Origin of the sequence: Ruminococcus sp. (assembly GCF_024691275.1) — a bacterium.
In the GTDB taxonomy this organism is placed as follows: domain Bacteria; phylum Bacillota; class Clostridia; order Oscillospirales; family Ruminococcaceae; genus Ruminococcus.
Map to the genome: position 1 here is coordinate 1 of NZ_JAILNU010000001.1, position 24,099 is coordinate 24,099.

26 protein-coding genes and 1 tRNA gene are annotated in these 24,099 nt (G+C 40.2%); 15 read left to right on the forward strand and 12 right to left on the reverse strand.

The genetic code is table 11. From position 1 onward, the window contains the following. Window positions 1-67 precede the first annotated feature (67 nt). The 6 genes from K6G33_RS00005 to K6G33_RS00030 all read left to right on the forward strand — a co-directional run bounded on the left by K6G33_RS00005 (window position 68) and on the right by K6G33_RS00030 (window position 5,017). Window positions 68-141: transfer RNA gene (locus K6G33_RS00005), tRNA-Cys, on the forward strand. A 163-nt stretch (window positions 142-304) separates the two neighbouring features. Then, window positions 305-781 (forward strand): IS200/IS605 family transposase, encoded by a 477-nt coding sequence (tnpA, locus tag K6G33_RS00010; RefSeq protein ID WP_296774847.1) that lies wholly within the window; start codon window positions 305-307, stop codon window positions 779-781. Between the two features lie 306 nt (window positions 782-1,087). Beyond that, window positions 1,088-2,530, forward strand: a complete 1,443-nt coding sequence (locus K6G33_RS00015) for a choice-of-anchor A family protein (RefSeq protein WP_296774849.1) — start codon at window positions 1,088-1,090, stop codon at window positions 2,528-2,530. A gap of 110 nt (window positions 2,531-2,640) precedes the next feature. Continuing rightward, entirely contained in the window at window positions 2,641-3,435 is a 795-nt protein-coding gene (locus K6G33_RS00020) for a hypothetical protein (RefSeq protein ID WP_296774852.1), read from the forward strand. Then, window positions 3,435-4,124, forward strand: coding sequence for a class D sortase (locus tag K6G33_RS00025; protein WP_296774855.1), 690 nt, complete (start codon window positions 3,435-3,437; stop codon window positions 4,122-4,124). The genes K6G33_RS00020 and K6G33_RS00025 overlap by 1 nt, the downstream gene beginning before the upstream one ends. After that, the gene (locus K6G33_RS00030) at window positions 4,121-5,017 is read left to right on the forward strand and encodes a hypothetical protein (protein ID WP_296774857.1); all 897 of its coding nucleotides are present in this window, start codon (window positions 4,121-4,123) and stop codon (window positions 5,015-5,017) included. The genes K6G33_RS00025 and K6G33_RS00030 overlap by 4 nt, the downstream gene beginning before the upstream one ends. Window positions 5,018-5,483: 466 nt before the next feature. Here the strand turns inward: K6G33_RS00030 and K6G33_RS00035 are convergent, their stop codons facing one another. Together K6G33_RS00035 and K6G33_RS00040 are read right to left on the reverse strand one after the other, a co-directional pair. Next, window positions 5,484-6,128, reverse strand: a complete 645-nt coding sequence (locus tag K6G33_RS00035; protein ID WP_296774860.1) for a SprT-like domain-containing protein — start codon at window positions 6,126-6,128, stop codon at window positions 5,484-5,486. A gap of 153 nt (window positions 6,129-6,281) precedes the next feature. Continuing rightward, a complete protein-coding gene (locus K6G33_RS00040; protein ID WP_296774862.1) occupies window positions 6,282-6,455 on the reverse strand; it encodes a hypothetical protein in 174 nt (57 codons plus the stop codon). Between the two features lie 208 nt (window positions 6,456-6,663). Between K6G33_RS00040 and K6G33_RS00045 the strand changes: the two genes are divergently transcribed. Further along, a complete protein-coding gene (locus tag K6G33_RS00045) occupies window positions 6,664-6,843 on the forward strand; it encodes an antitoxin (RefSeq protein WP_296774865.1) in 180 nt (59 codons plus the stop codon). A gap of 582 nt (window positions 6,844-7,425) precedes the next feature. On the opposite strand, the gene K6G33_RS00050 is transcribed toward K6G33_RS00045, so the two are convergent. The 7 genes from K6G33_RS00050 to K6G33_RS00080 all read right to left on the reverse strand — a co-directional run bounded on the left by K6G33_RS00050 (window position 7,426) and on the right by K6G33_RS00080 (window position 12,402). Continuing rightward, window positions 7,426-8,451, reverse strand: coding sequence for a hypothetical protein (locus K6G33_RS00050; protein WP_296774868.1), 1,026 nt, complete (start codon window positions 8,449-8,451; stop codon window positions 7,426-7,428). A gap of 120 nt (window positions 8,452-8,571) precedes the next feature. Next, complete coding sequence (locus K6G33_RS00055; protein ID WP_296774942.1) at window positions 8,572-9,258, reverse strand: zonular occludens toxin domain-containing protein; 687 nt, start codon at window positions 9,256-9,258, stop codon at window positions 8,572-8,574. A gap of 305 nt (window positions 9,259-9,563) precedes the next feature. Continuing rightward, a complete protein-coding gene (locus K6G33_RS00060; RefSeq protein WP_296774871.1) occupies window positions 9,564-9,806 on the reverse strand; it encodes a hypothetical protein in 243 nt (80 codons plus the stop codon). Window positions 9,807-10,004: 198 nt separating this feature from the next. Continuing rightward, window positions 10,005-10,355 carry a hypothetical protein gene (locus K6G33_RS00065; RefSeq protein ID WP_296774873.1) on the reverse strand — a complete coding sequence of 117 codons (351 nt, stop codon included), beginning with the start codon at window positions 10,353-10,355 and terminating at the stop codon, window positions 10,005-10,007. Next, on the reverse strand, window positions 10,355-11,716 hold the full coding sequence (locus tag K6G33_RS00070) for a hypothetical protein (protein ID WP_296774876.1): 1,362 nt from the start codon (window positions 11,714-11,716) through the stop codon (window positions 10,355-10,357). Before K6G33_RS00070 ends, K6G33_RS00065 begins: the two co-directional genes overlap by 1 nt. A gap of 114 nt (window positions 11,717-11,830) precedes the next feature. Continuing rightward, entirely contained in the window at window positions 11,831-11,995 is a 165-nt protein-coding gene (locus K6G33_RS00075) for a hypothetical protein (RefSeq protein WP_296774879.1), read from the reverse strand. Window positions 11,996-12,051: 56 nt separating this feature from the next. Beyond that, the gene (locus K6G33_RS00080; protein ID WP_296774882.1) at window positions 12,052-12,402 is read right to left on the reverse strand and encodes a hypothetical protein; all 351 of its coding nucleotides are present in this window, start codon (window positions 12,400-12,402) and stop codon (window positions 12,052-12,054) included. Between the two features lie 328 nt (window positions 12,403-12,730). Here K6G33_RS00080 and K6G33_RS00085 point away from each other — a divergent pair, with 328 nt between their 5' ends. From K6G33_RS00085 to pyrB, 6 genes are all read left to right on the forward strand, one after another. Then, window positions 12,731-12,907, forward strand: coding sequence for a toxin-antitoxin system HicB family antitoxin (locus K6G33_RS00085; RefSeq protein WP_296774884.1), 177 nt, complete (start codon window positions 12,731-12,733; stop codon window positions 12,905-12,907). Between the two features lie 21 nt (window positions 12,908-12,928). Then, entirely contained in the window at window positions 12,929-13,186 is a 258-nt protein-coding gene (locus tag K6G33_RS00090) for a hypothetical protein (protein ID WP_296774888.1), read from the forward strand. 461 nt (window positions 13,187-13,647) lie between these two features. Then, window positions 13,648-14,637, forward strand: coding sequence for a tyrosine recombinase XerC (locus K6G33_RS00095; protein ID WP_296774891.1), 990 nt, complete (start codon window positions 13,648-13,650; stop codon window positions 14,635-14,637). Window positions 14,638-14,732: 95 nt separating this feature from the next. Further along, window positions 14,733-16,604 carry an asparagine synthase (glutamine-hydrolyzing) gene (asnB, locus tag K6G33_RS00100; RefSeq protein WP_296774894.1) on the forward strand — a complete coding sequence of 624 codons (1,872 nt, stop codon included), beginning with the start codon at window positions 14,733-14,735 and terminating at the stop codon, window positions 16,602-16,604. Between the two features lie 15 nt (window positions 16,605-16,619). Next, the gene (locus K6G33_RS00105; RefSeq protein WP_296774896.1) at window positions 16,620-17,288 is read left to right on the forward strand and encodes an HD domain-containing protein; all 669 of its coding nucleotides are present in this window, start codon (window positions 16,620-16,622) and stop codon (window positions 17,286-17,288) included. Window positions 17,289-17,312: 24 nt separating this feature from the next. Next, window positions 17,313-18,395, forward strand: a complete 1,083-nt coding sequence (gene pyrB, locus K6G33_RS00110; protein WP_296774899.1) for an aspartate carbamoyltransferase — start codon at window positions 17,313-17,315, stop codon at window positions 18,393-18,395. A 336-nt stretch (window positions 18,396-18,731) separates the two neighbouring features. Here pyrB and K6G33_RS00115 read toward each other — a convergent pair whose 3' ends face one another. Together K6G33_RS00115 and K6G33_RS00120 are read right to left on the reverse strand one after the other, a co-directional pair. After that, complete coding sequence (locus tag K6G33_RS00115) at window positions 18,732-19,796, reverse strand: FkbM family methyltransferase (protein ID WP_296774901.1); 1,065 nt, start codon at window positions 19,794-19,796, stop codon at window positions 18,732-18,734. A gap of 20 nt (window positions 19,797-19,816) precedes the next feature. Beyond that, window positions 19,817-20,266: a PH domain-containing protein gene (locus K6G33_RS00120; RefSeq protein ID WP_296774903.1), complete on the reverse strand. Its 450-nt coding sequence runs from the start codon at window positions 20,264-20,266 to the stop codon at window positions 19,817-19,819. A gap of 283 nt (window positions 20,267-20,549) precedes the next feature. Between K6G33_RS00120 and rpsO the strand changes: the two genes are divergently transcribed. After that, window positions 20,550-20,816, forward strand: a complete 267-nt coding sequence (gene rpsO / locus K6G33_RS00125) for a 30S ribosomal protein S15 (protein ID WP_028520517.1) — start codon at window positions 20,550-20,552, stop codon at window positions 20,814-20,816. Between the two features lie 174 nt (window positions 20,817-20,990). Further along, window positions 20,991-23,108, forward strand: a complete 2,118-nt coding sequence (locus tag K6G33_RS00130; protein ID WP_296774905.1) for a polyribonucleotide nucleotidyltransferase — start codon at window positions 20,991-20,993, stop codon at window positions 23,106-23,108. Between the two features lie 331 nt (window positions 23,109-23,439). On the opposite strand, the gene K6G33_RS00135 is transcribed toward K6G33_RS00130, so the two are convergent. Then, a complete protein-coding gene (locus tag K6G33_RS00135) occupies window positions 23,440-24,090 on the reverse strand; it encodes a V-type ATP synthase subunit D (RefSeq protein ID WP_296774907.1) in 651 nt (216 codons plus the stop codon). Between the last annotated feature and the right edge of the window lie 9 nt (window positions 24,091-24,099).

Genomic DNA, 24,099 nt, shown 5'->3' on the forward strand with positions numbered 1-24,099 from the left:
TCTGGTAGAGCGCCACCTTGCCAAGGTGGAGGTAGCGAGTTCGAGCCTCGTAATCCGCTCCAATAGCGGCGCTATAGCCAAGTGGTAAGGCGTGGGTCTGCAACACCCTGATCCCCAGTTCAAATCTGGGTGGCGCCTCCAAAGAGCACTTACAATTGTAAGTGCTCTTTATTTTTGGCTTCTGAACCCCCCCAGTTTTACTGGGGGTTCTGAAAGCTTTAGCTATGAGTAGAAAAATAAAACCTCCAATGCTATAATAGAAAAGGTCTGCCAACCAAACTAAAAAAGCAGAGGAGGTATCGTCATGACAAGAGACGATATAAGTAGTTTAGCACATTCCAAGTGGAATTGCAAGTATCATGTGGTGTTCGCACCAAAATACAGAAGAATGGTGATCTATAATCAGATAAAAGTAGATATAGGGCGAATATTAAGAAAACTGTGTGAGCAGAAAGGAGTGGAGATAATCCAAGCAGAGGCGTGTCCAGATCATATACATATGCTGATAGCAATACCACCAAAGTATAGTGTATCACAGATAATGGGATATCTAAAAGGAAAAAGTTCACTGATGATATTCGACCGCCATGCCAATCTAAAATACAAGTATGGAAACCGCCATTTCTGGTGTCGTGGTTACTATGTTGACACAGTGGGCAAAAATAGAAAGAAGATAGAAGAATATATCAGGGATCAGTTGCAGGGAGATATTGCAAACGACCAGTTAAGTTTCTTTGAAACAACAGATCCGTTCACTGGAGAAAAGTATAAAAAGAAATAAAACCCCTTAAGGGGTAGCTGAGAATGAAATGCAGTTGGCAGACCTTTCTCAGCCCTCTTAAGGGGCAGTGTCTGTATCAAGCCCTTTTAGGGCTTTTTCAAACCACCCGTTTAACGGGTGGTTTTGATTTACTATTGTTACAGCATATTAAAAGTCCTGCATCTCTCATAGAGATGCATTTTTATTTTGCCTGAAAATGTTAATACTTAACTAATAAAATATAGCAACTTTGTTTAAAATGTGTATTGCAAAATGTATATAATTATGTTAATATTATGTAAATAAAAAATTTTCGGGGGATCACATATGGATAAAATAAGATTCAAACGTTTCCTTAGCATTTTTACGTCTTTTTGTATCATGGGTTCTGTTCCTATCGCAGTACATAATCACAGAATGAAAGATAACGGTACGCAGACAGTCACAGACGCAAACAAGGACGAGCTGCTTGGTATCAGCAACAAAGACGAATATTTTCTCGGAGCAGCTTCACAGTTCTCGGTTTTCCTGCACGATGACTTTGCAGCGCATGGCTCTGACTGCGAAGGCAGACTTGCAGCAGGCGGAAACGCCAATATGGGCGCTCCTGTTTCCTATTCAGTAGGAGCAAAAGTCGAGGAGGGCAGCAAAGCTGCAAAGGTAGTTGTCGGTGGGAACACTCTTCAGAATTTCCAGCCGGATGACAAACGTTTTGTTGTCGGGAGCAGCGATCATGTAAGTCAGGAGATAATCGACCACGCAAAAGCTGGACAGTGCGAAATATACGTTGGTCAGCTCATTGACTTTGATGCGGAATTTGCTCTGATGAAGGCGAGAAGCAAATATCTTACCGATCTTGAACCAAATGCTGTTCTTGATATCGCCCAATATTATAATAAAGGCTGGACTATAACAGGTAACGACAAAAACCTAAATGTCCTCACTCTCAATGAGGAACAGACGGAAATATTCAATTCGGGTTATATCCAGTTTGAGATACATATTCCAGAGGGTTCTTACCTTGTTATTAATGTGCCGGGCGAAAATGTTCAGCTTCCGCTTACCACTATGAGACTTTACAACGATAAGGGAGTATTTCTTAGAGATAAGGGTGAAAATATGCCTGTGCTTTACAATCTTAAAGATGCTGTAAAGTTCAAATACACAGGTTCGATCCAAGGATCAACGCTTGCACCTGATGCCGACGGCGAAGGCGATGAGGGAGGCCACGTTTCGGGAGCTACTATTGCCAAATCATTTGACGGTGGAATACAATTCGGATATTCATCATTTAATCCGAAAATGCTGAATGCAGCTAACGACGCAACAACAACTTCATCAACAACCACCTCAAAGCCTACTACGACCACAACAACTACCACCACAACGTCCACTACAACCACTGCAACGTCTACTACTACGACAACAACGTCTACTACAACCACCACAACGACTACTACAACCAACACAACGTCTACTACAACCACCACAACTACTACCACCACAACGTCTACGACTACCACTACAACTTCTTCAACCACATCAACTACTTCTTCCGCAACAAGCACAACAACAACATCGTCGACTACAGCAACTTCAAAAGATCAGACAAATATTTCCAAATCAACAACTTCTACAACAGCAAAAACCACTTCGACCACAAAAGGAACAACAAATGCTCCAAAAACGTCTGATCCGTCCGCATTAGGCTCAATAACAATATTCGGCATCGTTGCGGCAGCTTTAATAGTTTCACGTAAAAAACAATAATTTATGAGAGAGGCACCTTAGGGTGCCTCTTTTGGGGTATAATATTTCTTGACAATAATGAACAAAAAAGGTATAATATATTTTGTATATTGATGATTGGAGGTATCACTATGCATTTCAGAAAAATGTTTACAGCTGCTTCAGCTGCCGCGTTTGCAGCTATCAGCTCTGCCGCTTTTTCGCTTTCAGCATATGCGACCACTGTTGATGATGTCGCAGCTGTTGCAAGATCATACGGCTATTCCGAAGATGATATACAAGCAGGTTATAATGAATATTATTCCAACCCAGATGCGTATCCGTCAGAAATACTTGATAAGGCTATCGCTAAACTCCATGAGACAGGAAATCAGATAATTACAGTCGGCCCGCAGGTAACGAACGTTCCGACCACCACTACAGCTGCTCAGGTCAATACAAACGAAGAGACACCAACTGTTAACAACGAAATCACTTTAACAGCTGATGACGGTTCGACTTTCACACGTATAAGCAAAGAAGCGTTCGTCAAAATGTCATACGATGAAAAAATGGCTTATATCAGAAGCTTCACGCCTGAACAGCAGCAGATCATCATAAACAACCTCAGCCCCGAAGAGTACCGGAGCCTGATGAAGCAGAGTCCTGCTGAACAGAAAATACAGATCGTAAGCAAGCTTTCCGAAGCTGTCGAAGAAATGGGTCTGAATATAACAGTTGATGAAATCACAGACGATTCACTCACATTGGCTATGCGAAACGGCAGCGGAGAGCTTGTCAATGTATCGACTGCAGGGGCATCTGTTGAAGATACAGGCTACGACAGACGCGGCATTCTTGCTGTTGCAGCATCTATTATCGTATCAGCTGCCGGCGCAGTATATTTTGTTATGCGCCGTATGCGTTCAGAAGGATCGGAGCAGTAATGGGAGATAAAAATAGAGGGAACAATATCCTTGTTCACGTTGCAACACCTTTCATTCTTTTCGCACTGTGTATCGGTTTCCTTATGATAGCAATGATAAAGCCATACGACAAACTGAAGGTTTATGTCAATCTTGCGTTTATGGATAATCTGAAAAATAATCCCGAATCAGCCGGTTCAGGTCTTGTAATACGCGATAATGAGATCGTTGACGAATATGACGGTGAGACATATGAAAACGGTGAGTTTATTCGTCCGCGTTTCGGTGAGATGTATGCAATAATGTCATGTTCTGCTTTTGATATCTCAATACCTGTATACTGGGGAAGCAATTCCGAGCTTTTTGAACATGGCGCTTGTCAGTCATCAGGCTCCACGATAATCGGCGATAAAGGAAATACAGTAATAAGTGCTCATGAAGACACTTTCTTTGCCGAGCTTTACAAGCTGAAAAAAGGCGATACTGTAACTTTAAAGACAAACTATGGACAGTTCAAGTATACCGTAAAGGAAAACATTACTTTCAATAAAAAAGATGGTAAATACGTCGCTCCATCAAGTGAAACAAAACTCACGCTTTACACCTGCAAACGCGACGTTCTTGGCAACGCAGACGAGCGAACAGGTGTCGTATGCGAACTTAAAGAAAAGAAATTTTACAAAACAACAGGGGAGGGAAGCTCACATTGAATAAAAAAAGCTCATACCTCTTCTCGTTGATCATTTCGATACTATTTGTATTTATGCTGATTGCAAGTTCGGCGGTATTACTCTTTGATATCAACGTATCAGCAAAAAAGCTGAAAGATCTTGCAGTAAAAAATGAATTAAGTTCAAAAATTTACACTGAAATCAGCAAATATTACGCAGAAAAGTATAATACTACGGGAATTCCCGCAAATGTTTACACAGATGCTATCAGCGAGCCATATATACAGTCTTATGTCGAGGCGTATATTGATTCAGCATTCAATGCTCTCGAAAATGACGGCAAAATGTCAGTAAAATATCCCGAAAACAAACAGCTTGAAGAAAACATCGAAAAATTCTTTAACGAATTTGCAGAAGAAAATAATTATAAGAAAGATGATAATTTTGAGCTAAAACTGCGAAACACAAAAGATAGTGCATATACAACCATCGGCTCATACTGTGATGTATATAAATTATCTGCAATGAGTGAGCACGGCATACTTCCGAAGCTTGCCAGAGTTTACTCTAACAGAATAATAGGCACAGCAGCAGTCATCGGATTCACACTCTTTCTTGTTTTGCTGCTCATAGCTGCAAATCGTCAGAAAAAAATCACAGCAATGTACTGGTGCGGAATATCAATACTTATATCAGGTATATTAGGCGGCGTTCCGAGCATACATCTGCTTGCTACAAAATATTTCGATTCATTCTCAATAAAACAAGCTCCTGTATTTACAGCGTTTACAAGTATCATGTATAAATTCACCGAAGCATTTACAGCAGCTAATATCGCATATATAGTTATTAGTATTTCACTTATAGTAACATATGCAGTTATACATGATAAGAAAAAATATCCCAAAACCAAACCTACTGAAATCAAATAAAAAACTATAGAAATGATATGCACCTCAAAAGTCATACGCTTTTGAAGGTGCATATTTTTATGATAAAAAAAGATCTTTCTGAAAAGCTGCCCGGTGTTTTCTCGGAACTTTTGAAAAAACTTCAGAATGGCAGCCGTTTTTATATGTCTCAAACTTGAAAACATTGAAAAAAAGTGTTATAATAGCGTTAATATCTTGCTTTGCGTTTTAACAGGGAAAGAAGCAAAGTTTCACCAAATGTAAGTTTGGTGCAACTTTAACTCTTTTTTAAAACGCAACTTTTTTGATATTATAGCATAAATCAATATTGTCCGTCAAGAATCATCATTGCACCAAGAAGCTCAAATTGACAACCTCGATAAGAATCAGGCTTATGTAATGCGCAAGTATAACAAAGCCACTCATACGGACAAGGCGAAAAACTCATTTCAAAAATATCTCTTAAAGTAAACATATAATCACTCCTTTAGCATTCGACCATAAAAACGGGTTCTACATCAGGACTGTAGCAGATGCCGCACATCACTTGTACCTCTTTTGTAGCTGTTATCTGTTGACCACAGCACGGACACACATACTTTCTTCTTGACTGTTTCGGCTTTTCTTCGCCGCCGTCTTTCTCGACTGGACGAAGCTTCTTGACCTCGAAAGAGATCACGCCGCTATTAGAATCAACAAAGCCTTTCATTTCGTCAGTTGGTTTTGTTCGACCGAATCCAATTTTATCTTCCTCGAACACTTCCAGTCCATGAGATTCAGCTATTTCCTTGAACTTCTTGTTGTGGTAAATGCCTGCTCTTGAAGTGTCCTTGATGCCGTTTTCAAGGGCATATAAATGGCACATCTCATGAAGCAAGGTTGCCATTACTGCGTATATATCACGGTCAAGGAAATCACTTGAAATATTGATATTATAGCGTTCTTGACGGCTCTGTTCCCATGTAGGTTTAGTATATATCCAACCGAAAGCGCCTTTCTTGTAACCGCTCTCGAAAGTGATAATCACTTTCGGGAGCTTGTTCTCAAAATAATGTTCGTTGAACAAGTTGAACATCTTCATGAACGCTAAGTTGAGTTCAGACATTGTATATATCTTTCTTTTCTTACACATAATTACAGCCCCTTTTCTTTTTTGAAAGTTAACTTTCAAATTCCTGATTTGATATATACGGGCATTCAAGCGAACACCCGTATATGCAGTTATAACAAGCCTTTTCTGAATCAATACAATCATGACTGTATCGAAACTTATCACAGATTTCATTCATGATATAACACCATACTTATCATCAACATAGTACAGACCTACAAACGGATTGAATACAGCTGTACAACGCTTACCGTCATATTCAGCTATAACATTGTTATTATCCTTATGCTCGATTATCTCAACCTCTGCCAGAGCGCCGAGACTGTGAACCATTGCCATTACTTTCATTTAAATCATTCCTTTCTTGAAAGTTAACTTTCAATTTATTTTGTAGTTCAAGGTGTGCACTTCCCTTTCACTATATATATTATAGCATACTTGCACACCTATTTCAAGAGGTATAATGCACAAACTTGCACACGTATAATTATATATTTTGTATACTTGCACACCATAAGAAAATATGATATAATAATAACAGAAAGGAGCTGATTACATGGGAAAGACAAGCACAACAAGCAAGAATAAGTATAACGCCAAGGCATATGACAGAATAGCTCTGCAAGTCAAGAAAGGACAACGCGAGGTAATCAGAGCACACGCCGAAGCTCAAGGACTGAGCCTGAACGGATATATCAACAAGCTCATCGAGCAGGACATGAAGCAGGGGAAGTAGTCCCCTGCTTCTTCTTTTCCGCCGCTCTGACCGAGCAGACTTCCGAGCGGCGCACGGGAATCGGTGTGCTTCGCACTGTCCCACCGTACCCAGTTTATATTGCTATATTCGCCCACATATATTTACAGTCCAGTGTATTCCCGTCGCGCCCGTTATTATCTGATATCGCGCCCTTTATTATAAAATACGCCCGTTTTTATTGTTTTCTGTGCGGACAGTTTCCAAGATGTTCACAGTCCGCACAGAAATAAGGTGTTGCCGCAGGCGGCAACCGATTTATAAAACTTTGATAACACCTTTCCTGCGCTTTCTGCAAACGTGTAAGCTTCGGCTTATCTACTTTCTTTATCCTCTTGAAGTTTGGTTTCTTCATACTCCTTCGCCTTTCTATCATAGATTTTCAATAAACTGCGTATATCACTTGATACTTGTCGGAATGTATTCAGTCGTTCGATGCAACAGGCAAGCTCCACGCAATCTGAAACATCAATTTTACGGTATCTGAGATTTGTTTGAAGCTGCATGACTGTTTCTTCAAGCTGTATTTCGTTATTAAGCAGATAGGCATATAATAAATGGAACTCAGACTGTCTCATTCTTTTCCCCTCTCTTGAACACATACTTAAAGCCGTTACTATCTGCACTCTCGATACTATCAAAATCTATATCAGCTACAATGATAAGAGGTTTTTTAAGATTCCGACTATGCCAGAAGAATTTACCAAATATCTTCTTACAGTCCTTTGTTATGTACTTAGTAACATAGAATGCTGTATTCATTCTATCACCAACCAGAGGGACACAGGTTGTAAAACCAAACTTCCATGATGCAAGGTTATAGACTGTTCGACCGCCGTACAGACCGAGCTTTTCAGCACGATCGTTTGATATAGGTTTTTTATGTCCCTGATACAGTTTAGTACCGCTGTCTTCAAGCTTAATCTTATCAGCTTTGAATAAACCATGAAAGTGTATGCCGCCTTTCTTATGTCTCTCAGCTATCATGATATACTGCATATTGTCTCTCTTTACTCTATCTTTTAGCCAGTCCTGAACAGGATTTAACAATTCTTTAGGGTCTTTACTATCAAAATTCTCGGGGTCTATAGTACCCGTGAAAAAATAGTCAAAATCATTATTTAGGACATAATCGAAAATCTGGTCTTTAGCTCTCTTGACACTATCAGAACGAGGTTCAGAAGATGATTTTGTTTTCTCCTGAGGAACTTTCTTTTTGAAGTAATTATAACAATAATCATACTCATGTATACTCATACCGATTTCATTAAGCTTAATAAGGAAATCATCATCTTTATCACAAGCAGTCAAATTCATAAATTCATAACTCATTAAACCACATCTTTCAAGTATCGTATAGACTTTATCAACTTTATCAGCAAAAGCTTTTCTATCAGCTTTTATTTGTTTATCTTTCCGTACATCTTCATTCTCCTGATTTTCTGTTAATATATATTTATCTTTAAATATACTTGACCGACATACTATAGTATTCGTTGTTCCGTCGGTATATAGCTTTGTTTTGCTGTTCTTATAAACTTCTCCGCTTTGTAGCGGAGTGAAGTCTACAAGGTTGAAAAGGTCTTGCATATATATCAACTCTTCCTGTTGCATTTGCAACATTTTCTTTCGGTTTGCCACTATTGTGTGGCTATAATCAAGTAAGCCACACGGACAGGGGAGCCCCTTCGGGGACTCCCCTGTCCCCTGTTATCTCTTGCGCCTTACTGCTTTCTTGTATGCCTTTTGTCCTTCCTTGCTGCCATCGAAGTATTCGTTATATGCTCCCTGATTCCTGAGTATTTCTTCATCACTAAGATACTCAGATGTAAGCAAGCCTTTTATCAATTGACTTGTATCGTATAAGTGACGATAGAAGTCTGTTTGTATTATTACTTCTGTATCAAGCACACGGCGTTTATACAAACGGTTTGAGCAATATGCTTCATATTCTTCTATATCGTATGTAAGTCCTGTCATCTTACGGCTGAAAGGGTGTTTACAGCTGATGCTACAATCAGTGACCGTTGCTGTAATATCTCTTATCTGTTTATCTAACAGGTTAAAACGCTGTACAGTAGCATATATCATCATATGTCTTTTACGTACCTGACACAGGTGTTGGAACACAGGTTTAGGAACACTGTTCTTACCCGTGCTAAAGTCACGGGAATTAAAAAGAGTGCCTATTTCATCAATGAGTACAAGAGTATTATCAGGAGCATTAAGAATGTCTTTAGCTGTTTTTAGAGGGATAATGTCAGTATGTTCAGGAAAATTTGTAAGATTAATATTTGTAAGGATATGCAACTGAGGATATTTCTTAGCAAGCTTATACGCTTTAGCGGTCATGAGAGAGGTTTTACCTTGTCCGAACTTACCTGTGAAAAGGTGTATTCCCCAACCGAGGTTTTACCTTGTCCGAACTTACCTGTGAAAAGGTGTATTCCCCAACCTTTGAAAAGCTTTTTATGATTGTACCAAGCATATATACAACGATCATATATTTGATAGTAAAGGAACAAAGGAAAGACAAAAAGGTTTTTAAAAAGCAATGAGATAAACCACATTATCGTGTACCTCCTGTGAGAAATCCTTTAAGCAGAGTATACATAAACTTTACAAACCAGAGCATGAAGCCTGCACCTGCTGCGAACTGCAAAGCCATAGTAAAAGCTTCGTATTTCTGAGTTGGTACATAGTCAAGATTGCAACCCAGAGCCAAGAAAAGCTGATGTATTATATTTTCCGTCATCATCTCCAACTTCGGTCACCTCACTTTCAGTTACGATTTTTTCAGGGGGAACAGATTGTTTTGAGGGGGTTATTTTTACACGTTTTTCTTTATCATGCCATTTGATAACGTCAACGGCAAATATAAGAACAGATATTAATGAACAAATATTTAATGCAAAAATCAAAAGAACAAGCATAGATTTAATCATAGATTATTCACTCCTTTTTGAAAGTTAACTTTCAATTATTCAAATACTTTTTTTATGAAGAAGATACAAATACCAAGAAAGGCAATAGAAAGCCAGTATTGCCAGATAGTAAACGTAAATGAACCAAATGTCAGGGAGACATTAGCGAATTGGTAAACCGTTGATATAACAGTCTTTAAACCTTCCATACAATTCACCTCACGTAATATCAATAATTCTCGAAATGAAATCGACAATTGCCTGAATGACAAACTTTAAGATAAATGCACCGACAAAAAAGCCGATGATCCAGAAGATAAAGTTTGAACTGAAAAATGAAAAGCTGTCGTCAACATCAAACGAGTTAAAGATTTTTTGACCTGATTGAATGAAAGATTCTCGGGAAGATGAAAAGAACTCTGTTACTGATGTAGTGATATAGTTACGGAAAAGAAATAAGTAAGTATCAGCAACGTCCCAGATATCGACTTCACCAGTTACAATGTCCTTCAGACCGCCGAGAAAGTCGGTAAAGAAAAACTCTATTTCTGAAAAGATTTTATCAAGCATTATGTCACCTTCTTAACAACTGCAATTATAAATATTGTAATCAATCCAGTTGAAACAATAGTCATAAAGGCGGGGAAATATGAAAAGATACTGCGGAAGAATCCGAAGAAACTACCAAAATAAGCGTTAGCATTTACAGTATTATTCTGAGGTATAAGATAATCGAAGCCTATAATGTTATTGCTGTTATTATTATGCTGATTTTTTATAACGACATTACCGTTATTATCCTTATACGCAGAAGAAGCATTGAAAAGGTCACTGTTATCTATATCAGGATTCCAAGGGTGTACACCGTAACCGTCAGAGTTAGGGTTGAACTCGGCAGGATCTGTAATAGAAAAGGTTGACCTATAGACTTCCTTAGCTCCTGTTAAATCGGCTGAAACTTGTTTGCTGCTCACATCATTAAGCGTATTAAGACAACCATAAACAACAACGTCATATGATGTATTACGCTTTAAGTCCATTTGCGACCAACCAACATGATAATACTGTGACTGAAAACCAGAAGGTATAGTATGCCATGCACAAGGAGAATAAACAGAATTACCTTGTAATCCTGAGATTTGAAAGCCCGTCCATTCGTCGGTAACATATGCGAAAGTTGGTTGACCAATAAAACCTTGACTATTCAGAACAAGCGATGTAGGAAAAGAAACAGAATCGCCGTGAGGAACTATAAACCAAGCGAACTGTGCATTCTCGCCATTATTAGAGATACAAAGGTCAAGGGTATTAGAAGTATAGTCCTTACCGTTAATGCTCTGAGAACGTGTTACTGTACCTGTTAAATCAGGTATAAAAGATATTGACAGATTTAAAGGGTCAGGCGGTGTAAAGTTATCAAAGTTTGTTTCATAATCTACCAGTAAACAATTATCACGAATTTTACGACCAGCGCTATCCCAGATAGAAACAGTATGATTATCAAAATCTATTTCATATAAAGAGTATTCACGAAATGCCGAAGAAGTGGAACAATATTGATGATCATGTTCGTAAACGCCGTTTATAATATGAGCGGTATGATAACGATCATAACAATAAGGTGAAATATGAGTTGAAGAAAACTTGATAGTATTACCATTAGCCGTGATATTGATATCTTCATACTGTTCATCAGTGTAAAGAAAACACATAGTATAAAATCTTTTATAGTCGTTTTGTGCATATACGCTTTCATCTGTCTCAAACTTAATACACATATAGTGTGAGAACGAATATGAGATATCAGAAAGCATATCATTCATACTGTAATATAAAGGCTCTGTTATTGTTTCGGCGTGGACGAATAACGGAGCAGAACAGTATATCATCATTGACAGTATAGCAGTGACGATAATAAAAATCCTTTTCAAATAAAAAACCTCCTGTCATTTACAGACAGGAGGAAACGAACGAGAGAGCTGTGTGGGCAGTTGCCCTCCTGCCCATTTTTTAATTATTCTTTGAAAGTTAACTTTCAAATATGCTTAGTGGGAAATAAGACGATGAAAAAGACCGATACCAGCGCCGACAATTGGAATGCCTATGAAAAGCATTGCGATCTCATTACCAGTAATCATTGTTACAGCCTGATTGAATACAGTAGTAACGTTAGTAAGTGCTGTTGTTATCATTGATGCTGTTTCACCCATGCTATTTACTCCTTTCAAAATAGTTTTTTTATCATGCCGCTAATGCGGTTATGAGCTTACTTTGTTTCGTGTTTGACTTCCGAAAACCACGTTAACTTCCATTCGCTGCCAATTGGTGCAAACTGTGTTGTAACTTCCTTATTGATTAAAGCAGACAGTGAGTTATCAATAAGTTTATCAACATCATCATTAGTCATGGTTGGTGTTACAGGTATGTGCAGGATATCAATTATCTGCTGTGCTTTCATCTTTTTTTCTTCAAAGTAAGAGAAGCCCTTAATGTTATCCTTGGCGGCTGTGTCCGTTATGAATCGTAGATTACGATTGCTATAATAGACGTCCTCACCTGTGTCCTTGCTCTTGAATGTTCCGTGATTGCTTTCAAAACCGATAAATATTGTTCTCATAATTTTTTTCTCCTTTCACCTCGGTTAGAGTGATTTTAATTTTTATTTTCGTCCCTTTGCTACGGGCTTACGCCTGTAGCAGACCGCTTCTGAACTAACTCGCTTTATAAACTGGGCGAGTGGATTTCGGAAGCTTTTTTTCGAGCTTCTCCGCTCCCTATAAAATATTAGCGGAGTGATCTCGAAAAAATCTCGGGACATATGGTACTCTTTTAGTACCATAATTATAGTACCATATCGGTACTATAAAGTCAATAAGCAATAGTACCAAAATGAGACTGGATTTTTTGTGTAAAAAGTAGTACCATAATAGTACGGAGGTGATACAATGTCAGAAATGAACTTTAATCTTAGAATATCTGAAAAACTCAACGCAGAGCTTATAAGAATAGCTAAAAAAGAAGGCAGAAGCAAAAACAAACAAATAGAACAAATATTAAAAGAATACGTCGAACAGTATATTGAAAGAGAAAACGAAAAAGCAAAATCTAAAGAAACTGCATAACTATTATTAGGAGGTTTTAAAATGACTATTGACGATCTGATACATGAAGTTTACTTAAAAAAGCAATATAACGCTATTGGACAGTTGATTATTATTAGCGCTATTATATTAATCACAATATTTATATTTATTATAATGATTAATTCATTCAAATCCAAAAAAGAACTTAAAAAAATAAGAAATGAACTACAAATCGCAAACAGACAGTTAACACACAATGAAATGAAACAGGAAAGTAATAAAGAAACTGAAGAATATAAATATAATTCTACATACTAAAAATAATGGGGGAAGCGGTTCCCTTCTCCCATTGCATAATCTTTACATATCATGTAACATATGTGCGCTGTAGCGCGCCCCCTTGCCGCCGCAGGCGCAGCTGAAAAAGAAAAAAGCCGTTTCCTGATGCGGTAATATCCATATTTGCGCCGCGATATAATTACTGACAATCCGTCAGGATATCCGCGAGCGCTTCCAGAACCGCCGTTATGATGCTGTTACAACGACATACAAGGCTATTATTATGTAGCCTATACTATTATAGTGTCAGGTCAAGGGCGGTAATTTCAAAGGCAAAATAAAAGCCCTGAACGCCATTACAGCGAACAGGGCAAAAATATCTGAGGAAGAGAAAGAAGCTAAAGAACTATGTAAGTTTGGTGCAACTTTGAATAAAAAATGAAGTGCTCTTTCATTTTCCTCTTTTAAAGCATTTCTTATACAATTAAAAGAGGTCACCTATGAATAATTACAATTCTCCTTCCAATCCGGAATTTCTTAATAATTATCTCGTGCATATAAAAATAGTCAAACTCCTTGCTGCTCGGACGATCCAGGAATATTACACCGATATAAGACTATTTCTGCGCTACGTATACGAAAATAATCATAATACCGGTAAACCGCTCGAAGAAATCGACATTCATGATATGTCAGTTTCCGAGGTAAAAAAAATCTCTGTCTCTGATATTTACAATTTCATTTTCTATGCCTCTGACGAACGTCAGAACAAAGACCGTGCCCGCTACAGAAAGATCTCCTCACTTCGCAGTTTCTTCAAGTATCTTGAAAAAGTTGCGCATATTATAGAAAGCGATCCTACTAAGGATCTTGATGTACCTGTGCCTAAAACTTCACTGCCGAAATTCCTTTCGCTAAACGAAAGTCTTAGACTTCTCGAAACAGCTGATACAGCCGATTCAAAGCGTGATTACTGCATTATAACTTTATTTTTGAATTGCGGTATGCGTTTAAGTGAGCTTGTAGGCATCAATATCGGAGATATTGATTTCGACGAGAACCGCCTGAAAGTACTTGGAAAGCGCAGCAAAGAACGTATGGTTTACCTTAATGCTGCCTGTGTAGATGCTTTACAGAAATATTTGGTTATAAGAAAAAGCAATCCCAAAGCTGCTGATGAACCTGCTTTGTTTATAAGTAATCAGAACCGCAGGATATCCAAGCGCCGTGTCCAGCAGATAGTCGAAGAAACTCTCCAAAAGGCACAGCTTGACGGAAAAGGCATAACGACTCATAAACTTCGCCATACTGCTGCAACGCTTATGTATCAGTACGGCAATGCAGATGTTCTCACTCTTAAAGAGCTTCTCGGACATGAAAATATCTCAACTACCGAAATATACACCCATCTGAATAACGAATCGGTTCGTCAGGCTGTTGAAAGCAATCCTTTAGCTAAAGTAAAGTCAGATGATACCAAAGATAAATAATAATTTTAATTACAGTCACACTGTTGCAAATTCTTCTTTTTTGTAGTATAATATTTTGGGAGATTTATTAGGTAGGAAACTCGGAGGTATCATATATGTGTGGAATCGTAGGTTTTACGAACAATATAAACAATTCAGATGAAGTCCTTGGCAGAATGATGGACCGCATAAAGCACAGAGGTCCTGATGCTGAGGGAAAATATATTGATGAAGGTATTGCTCTCGGTCATCGCAGACTCAGTATCATAGATGTAAGTTCAAGCGGTGACCAGCCTATTTTCAACGAAGACGGTTCACTGGTCATTATTTTCAACGGCGAGATATACAATTACCGCAGCATACGCGAAAAACTCGTTGCGGCAGGTCATACCTTCAAGACTAATACCGATACGGAAGTTCTCATACATGGATATGAAGAATATGGTGAAAAGCTGCTGAATATGCTCAGAGGTATGTTCTCGTTCGTTATCTGGGACAAGAAAAATAAAGAACTTTTCGGTGCAAGAGACTTTTTCGGAATAAAACCTATGTACTATGCAAATATGAACGGAACTCTTATGTTCGGTTCCGAAATAAAAAGCTTTCTTGAGCACCCTAAGTTCACAAAAGAGCTCAACACTTCAGCTCTTGAGAACTATCTCACATTCCAGTACTCCCCTACTTCCGAAACTTTCTTTAAAAATGTTTACAAACTCCCTCCTGCACACTATTTTAAATTCAAGGACGGAAAATTTGAAGCCAGACGTTATTGGGACGTTCGTTTCAATGCCGATGATAAGCCTGTTCTCGATGAATGGGTAAGCAAAATATCGGATACCTTCCATAATTCTGTCGAAGCACATAAAATAGCCGATGTTGAAGTAGGCTCGTTTCTTTCGAGCGGCGTTGATTCAAGCTATGTCGCAGCTATCGCAGACGTTGACAAGACCTTCACTGTCGGATTCGGCAGCGACGAGAAGTATAACGAGATAGGCTGGGCAAAAAATTTCTCAAACGCCATAGGCAAGGAAAACACAAGCAAGGTCATAACTCCCGAGGAATACTGGAGCAGCCTTGAAATGATACAGTATCATATGGACGAACCTCTTGCCGACCCTTCTGCTGTTGCACTTTACTTCGTGTGCAATATTGCTTCGGAAAAGCTTAAAGTCGTTCTTTCCGGAGAAGGTGCTGACGAGATATTCGGCGGATACAACGTCTACAGCGACCCTGACGGTACATTCTATGACAAGCTTCCTCGCGCTGTAAAACGCGGTATAGGAAGCATCGCTTCAAAGCTTCCCGCAAAACGCGGAGTCAACTTCTTCGTCCGTAAGGGCAAGGACGTTGAGGAACGCTTCATCGGAAACGCCTATATGTTCACACCTGCTGACAGAAAAGCTCTGCTGAAGATAAACACGAACGCCCCCGACCCTACTGTTATAACCAAGCCTTTTTACGATAATGTAAAAAGCAAGGACGACGTAACAAAAATGCAGTACCTTGACCTTCATATGTGGATGGCAGGAGATATCCTCCTGAAAGCCGACAAAATGAGCATGGCTAATTCCTTGGAACTGCGCGTCCCCTTCCTTGATAAGGAAGTCATGTCCCTCGCTGAAAAGATCCCTACAAAATACAGAGTAACACACGATAAGGGTACTGACGAAACAAAATATATAACCAAATATGCTATGCGACTTGCAGCTAAAAAAGATACTCCCGAACAGACTGCAAAAACAGCTGCCAAAAAGAAGCTGGGCTTCCCTGTTCCTATAAGAGTATGGCTGAAAGAAGATAAATACTATCAGCTGGTCAAGAACTATTTTGAGAGCGAGAGCTCAAAGGAATTCTTCAATACCGCTCCCCTGCTCAAACTCCTTGACGATCACCGCGACGGAAAAGCTGATAACAGCCGAAAGATATGGACAGTGTTCATCTTCCTCGTATGGTACAAGGTTTACTTTGAAAATAACGGAAAATACTGATATACAGGAGATCCTATGCCAAGTATAGTTACTTATAAATACATCAAACAAAATCCTGATATAATGGAATATATACGCCGTGCTGACAAGGCTCTTGAAGCCCTTGGCTATACCGAGCACTCGTTCCCTCACGTTGAGAGGGTCGCTCATACATCGGCGTTCATTCTTGAAACTCTCGGATACGACGAGAGATCGGTAGAGCTTGCGCGTATTGCATCTATCATGCACGATATCGGAAACGTCATAAACAGAGTGGATCACGCTCAGAGCGGCGCTGTAATGGCGTTCAGACTGCTTGATAATCTGAGTATGCCAGCCGATGAGATATGCTCTATAATATCTGCTATCGGCAATCACGACGAGGGCACAGGACAGCCTCTCGACGCTATTTCCGCTGCCATGATAATCGGCGACAAGACCGATGTGCGCCGAAGCAGAGTCCGCAACACCGACCTGCTTACATTTGATATACACGACCGCGTGAATTACGCTGTTGAGCGCTCAACTGTAATATTCAACGAAAGCAAGACCTCAATAATACTTGAACTCCAGATAGATACCGAAATATCATCTGTTCTTGAATACTTTGAGATCTTTATGGAACGTATGCTGCTGTGCAGAAGGGCTTCAAAGTTCCTTGGTGTGCAGTTTGAAATGATAATAAACGGCAGTAAAATACTGTAAAAAAATCCAACGGAGGTTTAAAATATGATTTCAGAATATCAGCATCTTATAGATCTTAATGATTATCCTGTAGCATGGTGGAAAAAGGTGGTCGAACTCGGCGAGGAGATATACAAAGCTCCCGAAAAATTCGCTCATGAGTGCGACGGCAAGATCATGGCAACTCTGTTCTACGAGCCTTCCACAAGAACACAGATGTCGTTCCAGACAGCTATGATTCGTCTTGGCGGTCAGATAATCGGTTTCGATAATCCCGCAAATTCATCTGTTGCAAAAGGCGAAACGATCAAGGATACCACCAAGATCGTCAGCAATTATGCTGATGTTCTCGTTATCCGCCACCCTATCGCAGGTGCAGCTAAGGCAGCTTCACTTACTGCTGATTGTTCTGTTATCAATGCAGGTGACGGCGGTCATCTCCACCCTACCCAGACCCTGACAGACCTTCTCACTTTAAAGATAGAGAAGAAAACTCTCTCAGGACTGACCATCGGTATGTGCGGAGACCTTCTTAACGGAAGAACCGTTCATTCCCTCTGCAAGGCTCTCAGTATGTTTGAGAATAACAAGTTCGTGTTCATCTCAACATCTCAGCTGGGTATGCCTGCATACATAAAGGATATCATCAAGGCTAACGGCAGCAGCTTTGTTGAGGTAAACACCCTCGAAGAAGTTATCGGCGATCTTGATGTGCTCTATATGACAAGAATACAGCAGGAACGTTTCGCAAGCGAGGAAGAGTACCTTGCTCAGAAAAACACCTACGTGCTCGACAGAAAGAAGATGCTTCTCGCAAGAAAAGATATGATAGTTATGCACCCGCTCCCTCGTGTTGATGAAATAACAGTAGATGTCGATGACGATGCAAGAGCTATGTACTTCAAGCAGGCTAAATACGGTATGTATGTACGTATGGCCCTCATAATGACTATCCTTAAAGAGAAGAAGCAGTCCGAAACACTCAAAGGAAAAGTTTTTGGCGGCGTAAGATGCTCAAATCCTAAATGTATCACCAATCACGAGGAATACCTTCCAAAGAGCTTCCGTTCAAGCGGCGACGAAACACTTCTTGAATGTGAATACTGCGACGAAAGGAAACTCATATAAGTAAAATACCGTGCAGTTTTGAAACTGCACGGTATTTTTTGTGATCTTACCCACGACTAAGCCGTGTTAGAGTATATTCGGTTACTTAGAGTTGTGTATTATTTTATTCTATAGTGTTAAAAAGAAGCAGTACTGCAAAAACGAAAGTTATTATCACACATATTTTTTTTGCTTTGAAATTTGTTTTTTTAAATTTGATTACTTCTTCAGCTGAAAATAAAAACTGACTCCGTTTGTACCGCGAAGCCAGTTCGTTGCTTGTTTCAATTTATCATATTTTTTCTGTACACAAAAAATAATGAGATCCATTACCGTACTGCCTCAGAGCATTTGATTTTATACAGTTGCGTAAAGATTTGTTTCCCATGCAGGGATATACAGCTGATGTCTGATGTAGAGCTTATACGCAGGATTCAACTTCTTTATGAGCAGCGGTAGCTCAAATATGTCCTCATTCCTGTGATAAAGCGATACCATCATTTTAGGTGCGTAATGTGATATAGTGAACGCAGAACCCCATATAGCTTCTCTTTCAAAGCCTTCAACGTCCATTTTGATGATAGTTGCAGGCTTTTTGTCAAGTATGCTGTCCACAGAGAGTGCTTCGACCATATTTTCCGAACCTGCTGTTATCGCAGACTGCCGTCCTGCCTTTGCAGCAAATGGGAGTTCGGTATCGACACACCATGCTGCTGAATTATAAATGTGAACATGAGGCATACCGTCAACAAACTTTGAAAGCTTCTTAAAGTTCTTTTTATCGGGTTCAAGTGCATATATTGAGACATATTTCCCGTGTGTGAACTCAAGGATCTCCTTGACAGTATCGCCGTTATATGCACCAAGATCCACATATACTTCATTAAGATTAGGCTTTATTATCTTCTTATATATCTCAGCTTTTGATGAAGTTACTGCGGAAAGATACTCTATCTTGCCGCTGATCTTGAAGTTGATGATATTCGCATACACCTTGCGTGAATAATCATCAGCAAGACTGTCATAGACCTGCTGTATCTTATCGGCATTCTCCAGACAGTATTCATATGTGAACAGTCCCCTGCCCACTACAGGCACATCAGGGACATATAATGTATGCTTTGATGCTATGGCGTGTATCTTATCAACTATCTCCTGATAGCCCGCCGCAAAAGCAAGCACCACCACAAAATCTTCTACAGCTTCTTCTATCTCTGAAAGCTTATGGACTCTGTAGCCCTCGAAAGAATGACCGCGTACAAAATCGTCACTTGCAAAAATACCTGCTACAGTTATTTTCTTTTCACGGAAAACAGCCATTATCTTCAATGCGCCGTCTCCCATTCCGTAGATGAATATAGGACGTTTTTCAGCTTTAAGCCTGTCCCAGCTGGATTGTTTTTCTGTAATAAACGAGAGCATTCTCCCAATCACCTCTGAACTCAAAAATCTCCGTCATGGTCGTGCATATCATCATCATGATCGTCATCATGATCGTCATCATAATCATCAATGTGATCGTGACCTCCGTGCAGACCGACCATATCCCTTCCTCTGATACCATATCTGTCGCGCATGATATTGAGGTACTTGTCTATAAGCTCAGACACCTTTCTGACATTTTTAACGCAGTGTACTTCCTTTGAAGGAGTATCTGCATCTTTGCTGTAAATAATTATCGTTCCGCAGTTCACAAGCCGCTGAAAGAACGGATATTTTACCTTTTTATCAATTATCTTATAAAGATCTATCTCATCTTCATCTATATTCAGAAAGCCTGTACGGGTTATAAACTTGGTTTCGGTAAGATAATAACGCGTAAACGTAAGAGGCAGACCTAAAAATGAACGTTTTTTATCTGTCCATACATATTCAAAAGCATTTTTTTTCATAAATTTAATCCTCCAATCCGTCATGACGCAGACCTCTGTATATATATTTTACCACAAAATGCCTTCTTAGTCAACAGTATTTTGCACGAAAACAGCTGACACGAGCGTAATATGACGAAAAATAACAGCGCCTGCATGACTTTTCGGAAAAAACATAAAAAAAGACTTTACAAATCATAAATAATGTGGTATAATATTATCACCGTGTACTTGGTTCGGGGCTTGACCTCGATTTTCACCCCCTTCTGAGTTGACGGAATATATTTTTTAAGAGGTGCTTCAAATGTTATTGAAGGATGAAAAGACAGCCGTTATTGAGGCTAACAGAACTCACGAAAACGACACAGGATCTCCTGAGGTTCAGATCGCTATTCTCACAAGAAGAATCAACGATCTCACAAACCACCTCAAGACCCACAAGAACGACCACCACTCAAGAAGAGGTCTTCTCAAGATGGTTGGTCACAGACGTAACCTTCTCGGATATCTCAAGAAGAAGGACATCAACAGATACCGTGCAATCGTAGAAAAGCTCGGTCTCCGTAAGTAATTACAATGCAAATGAAGGCAGCGGGGTGGTTCTACTACCCTTCTGCCTTTACGTCTATCAGAGTGCAGGGATTAGAAGTCAGAGGTAAGGGCAATTATTTATGAATATTACTTTTACCTCTAACTTCTAAAGTCTCTCCTCTGATAAAAAATAATCAAATTGGAGGCAAAAAAGATGTTTGAAAACTACAGAACTTTTGAAACCACTTATGCAGGCAGACCGCTCGTAGTTGAGACAGGTAAGACCTGCGGACTTGCAAACGGTTCATGCTGGGTAAGATACGGCGAAACCGTTGTTATGGCAAATGTTACTGCAAGTGCAAAGCCAAGAGAGGGTATCGACTTCTTCCCTCTTTCAGTTGACTATGAGGAAAGACTTTACTCAGTAGGCAAGATCCCGGGCTCATTCACAAAGCGTGAGGGCAAGCCTTCCGAAAAGGCTATCCTTACATCACGCTGCGTTGACAGACCTATCCGTCCGCTCTTCCCTAAGGATATGAGAAACGATGTTTCTGTTGTTATGACAGTTCTTGCTGTAGAGCCTGACAACTCACCTGAGATCGCAGGTATGATCGCTACTTCGATCGCTATCTCTATCTCCGATATCCCGTGGAATGGCCCTATCGCAGGCATCAACGTTGGTCTCGTTGACGGTGAGATCGTGCTCAATCCTACTCTCGAGCAGAGAGCTAAGACCGACCTCACTCTTACAGTTGCAGGTACTGCTGAAAAGATCGTTATGATCGAGGCAGGCGCTAATGAAGTTCCCGAGGATAAGATGCTCGAAGCTATCCTTACAGGTCATGAAGAGATCAAGAAGATGGTATCATTCATCAGCGATATCCGCGCTCAGATCGGTAAGCCTAAGTTCACATTCGAGTCAATGGAAGTTGACCACGATATGTTCGACGCTATCGAAGCATTCGCTTCAGACCGCGTAAAGATCGCTCTCGATACAAACGACAAGAACGTTCGTGACGAGAGACTTGCTCCTATCATTGACGATATCCACGCTAATTTCGATGAAAAGTATCCTGAGCAAATACCTATGATCGACGAGTGTATTTATAAGCTCCAGAAGAAGATCGTTCGTGCATGGCTCTACGAGGGCAAGCGTGTTGACGGTCGTGGCATAGACGAGATCCGTCCTCTCGCAGCTGAGGTAGGCGTTCTTCCGAGAGTACACGGTTCAGGTCTCTTTACAAGAGGTCAGACTCAGGTTCTCACTATCGCTACACTCGGTCCTGTAAGTGACGCTCAGAAGATAGACGGTCTCGACGAGGAAGACTCCAAGAGATATATGCATCAGTATAATTTCCCGAGCTATTCTGTCGGCGAAACAAAGCCAAGCAGAGGTCCCGGAAGACGTGAGATTGGTCACGGTGCTCTGGCTGAAAGAGCTCTTGCTCCTGTTATCCCACCTGTTGAGGAATTCCCATACGCTCTCAGACTTGTTTCTGAGGTACTCTCCTCTAACGGTTCTACATCACAGGGCTCTATCTGCGGTTCTACACTTGCTCTTATGGACGCAGGCGTTCCGATCAAGGCTCCTGTTGCAGGTATCTCCTGCGGACTTATCACTCTGCCCGACAGTGATGACTTCATGACAATGGTAGATATCCAGGGTCTTGAAGACTTCTTCGGCGATATGGACTTCAAGGTTGGCGGTACTCACAAGGGTATCACAGCTATCCAGGTAGATATCAAGGTTGACGGTCTTACACCAGCTATCATCAAGGAAGCTTTCGAGAAAACAAGAAAGGCTCGTCTGTATATCCTCGACGAGATCATGCTCAAGGCTATTCCTGAGAGCAGACCTACAGTCAACAAGTATGCTCCTAAGATGCTCCAGACAAAGATCCCTGTTGACAAGATACGCGAAGTTATCGGACAGGGCGGTAAGGTTATCCAGAAGATCTCCGCAGACTGCGACGTTAAGATCGACATCAGCGACGACGGTAATGTATTCATCAGCGGTGTTGACGGCGACAACGCAAACAAGGCTCTCCAGATAATCCATACAATCGCTAACGATCCCGAGGTAGGAGCTATCTACAAGGGCAAGGTTGTAAGAATTATGGACTTCGGCGCATTCGTTGAGATCGCTCCGGGTAAGGACGGACTTGTTCACATCTCCAAGCTGGACAAGCAGAGAGTTGAAAAGGTTGAGGACGTTGTTTCTATAGGCGACGAGATCGTTGTTAAGGTAACAGAGATCGACCGTCAGGGCAGGATCAACCTCTCACGCAAGGACGCTCTTGCTGAGATCGAAGCTAAAAAGAATAATAAGTAATGACAAATACCGTGTACATCAAGTACACGGTATTCTTTTAAGGTAAGTTATGCTTTCCCAGGCGAAATAATTGGCGTACATAAAAATTATCATTCTTCAAAATGTGGTTCTGATAACTATTATTACACATTAATCGTTGAATACGACGGAAATACCGTTGAATCTCCATATTACAATGAAAATCCTTGTTATTGGCTATCAAATACTCGATGCATGGTTTATATTTACCACGGAAAATGCTTTGTAACTGATTTTACTCTAAGAGACGAAAATGAACCCTTTACAAATATCCCCGAAAAATAATTAAGGCGGTCAAGTTGACCGCCTTTTTTCAATGATATTTATGACTCTCTTTCAGCACCATGTCCTTTACCTTCATGAGCGAAGTTGTGGTACTTCTTTCGTTTTCCGAAAGCTTCATGGTGATATACTTGATAGTCTCCTCGTAGTCAGGTATCATGATATGCTCCAGAGCATTAACACGTCTTCTTGTCTTTTCGATCTCGTCTGCCATAAGCTGACAAGCCTTCTCGACTTCCGCAAGACGTATCATTTTCGGAAGTATCGCACTTAACGCACTTACTGCTCCGTCGAGGTCGATAGATGTGAACGCCATACCATATGAGTATATATCATTCGCATCACCTGAACGATATTTCGTCTTGAACTCAGGTATATAGACGCTCATTACATTCTTCTCACCAACTTCAAGCTCGACTTCCTGCTTTGGCAGCATAAGTGCTGTTTCAAGCACCTCTCTCTGCATTACCGAGCCTGCTACAGCCATATAGCGGTTTGCCTCTGATATTGCAGCTTCGACCTCGCTTCTGAGCTGACGGTTCTCTTTAATCAGTATCATGAACTGACGCATAAGCTCATCACGTTTGTCTTTCAGCAGCTTGTGTCCACGTCTTGCTGACGTGAGCTTCTTTTTAAGCTTGCTTAGCTCCATTCGGGTGGGATTAACATTAAGTCTTGCCAATCAGCTCAC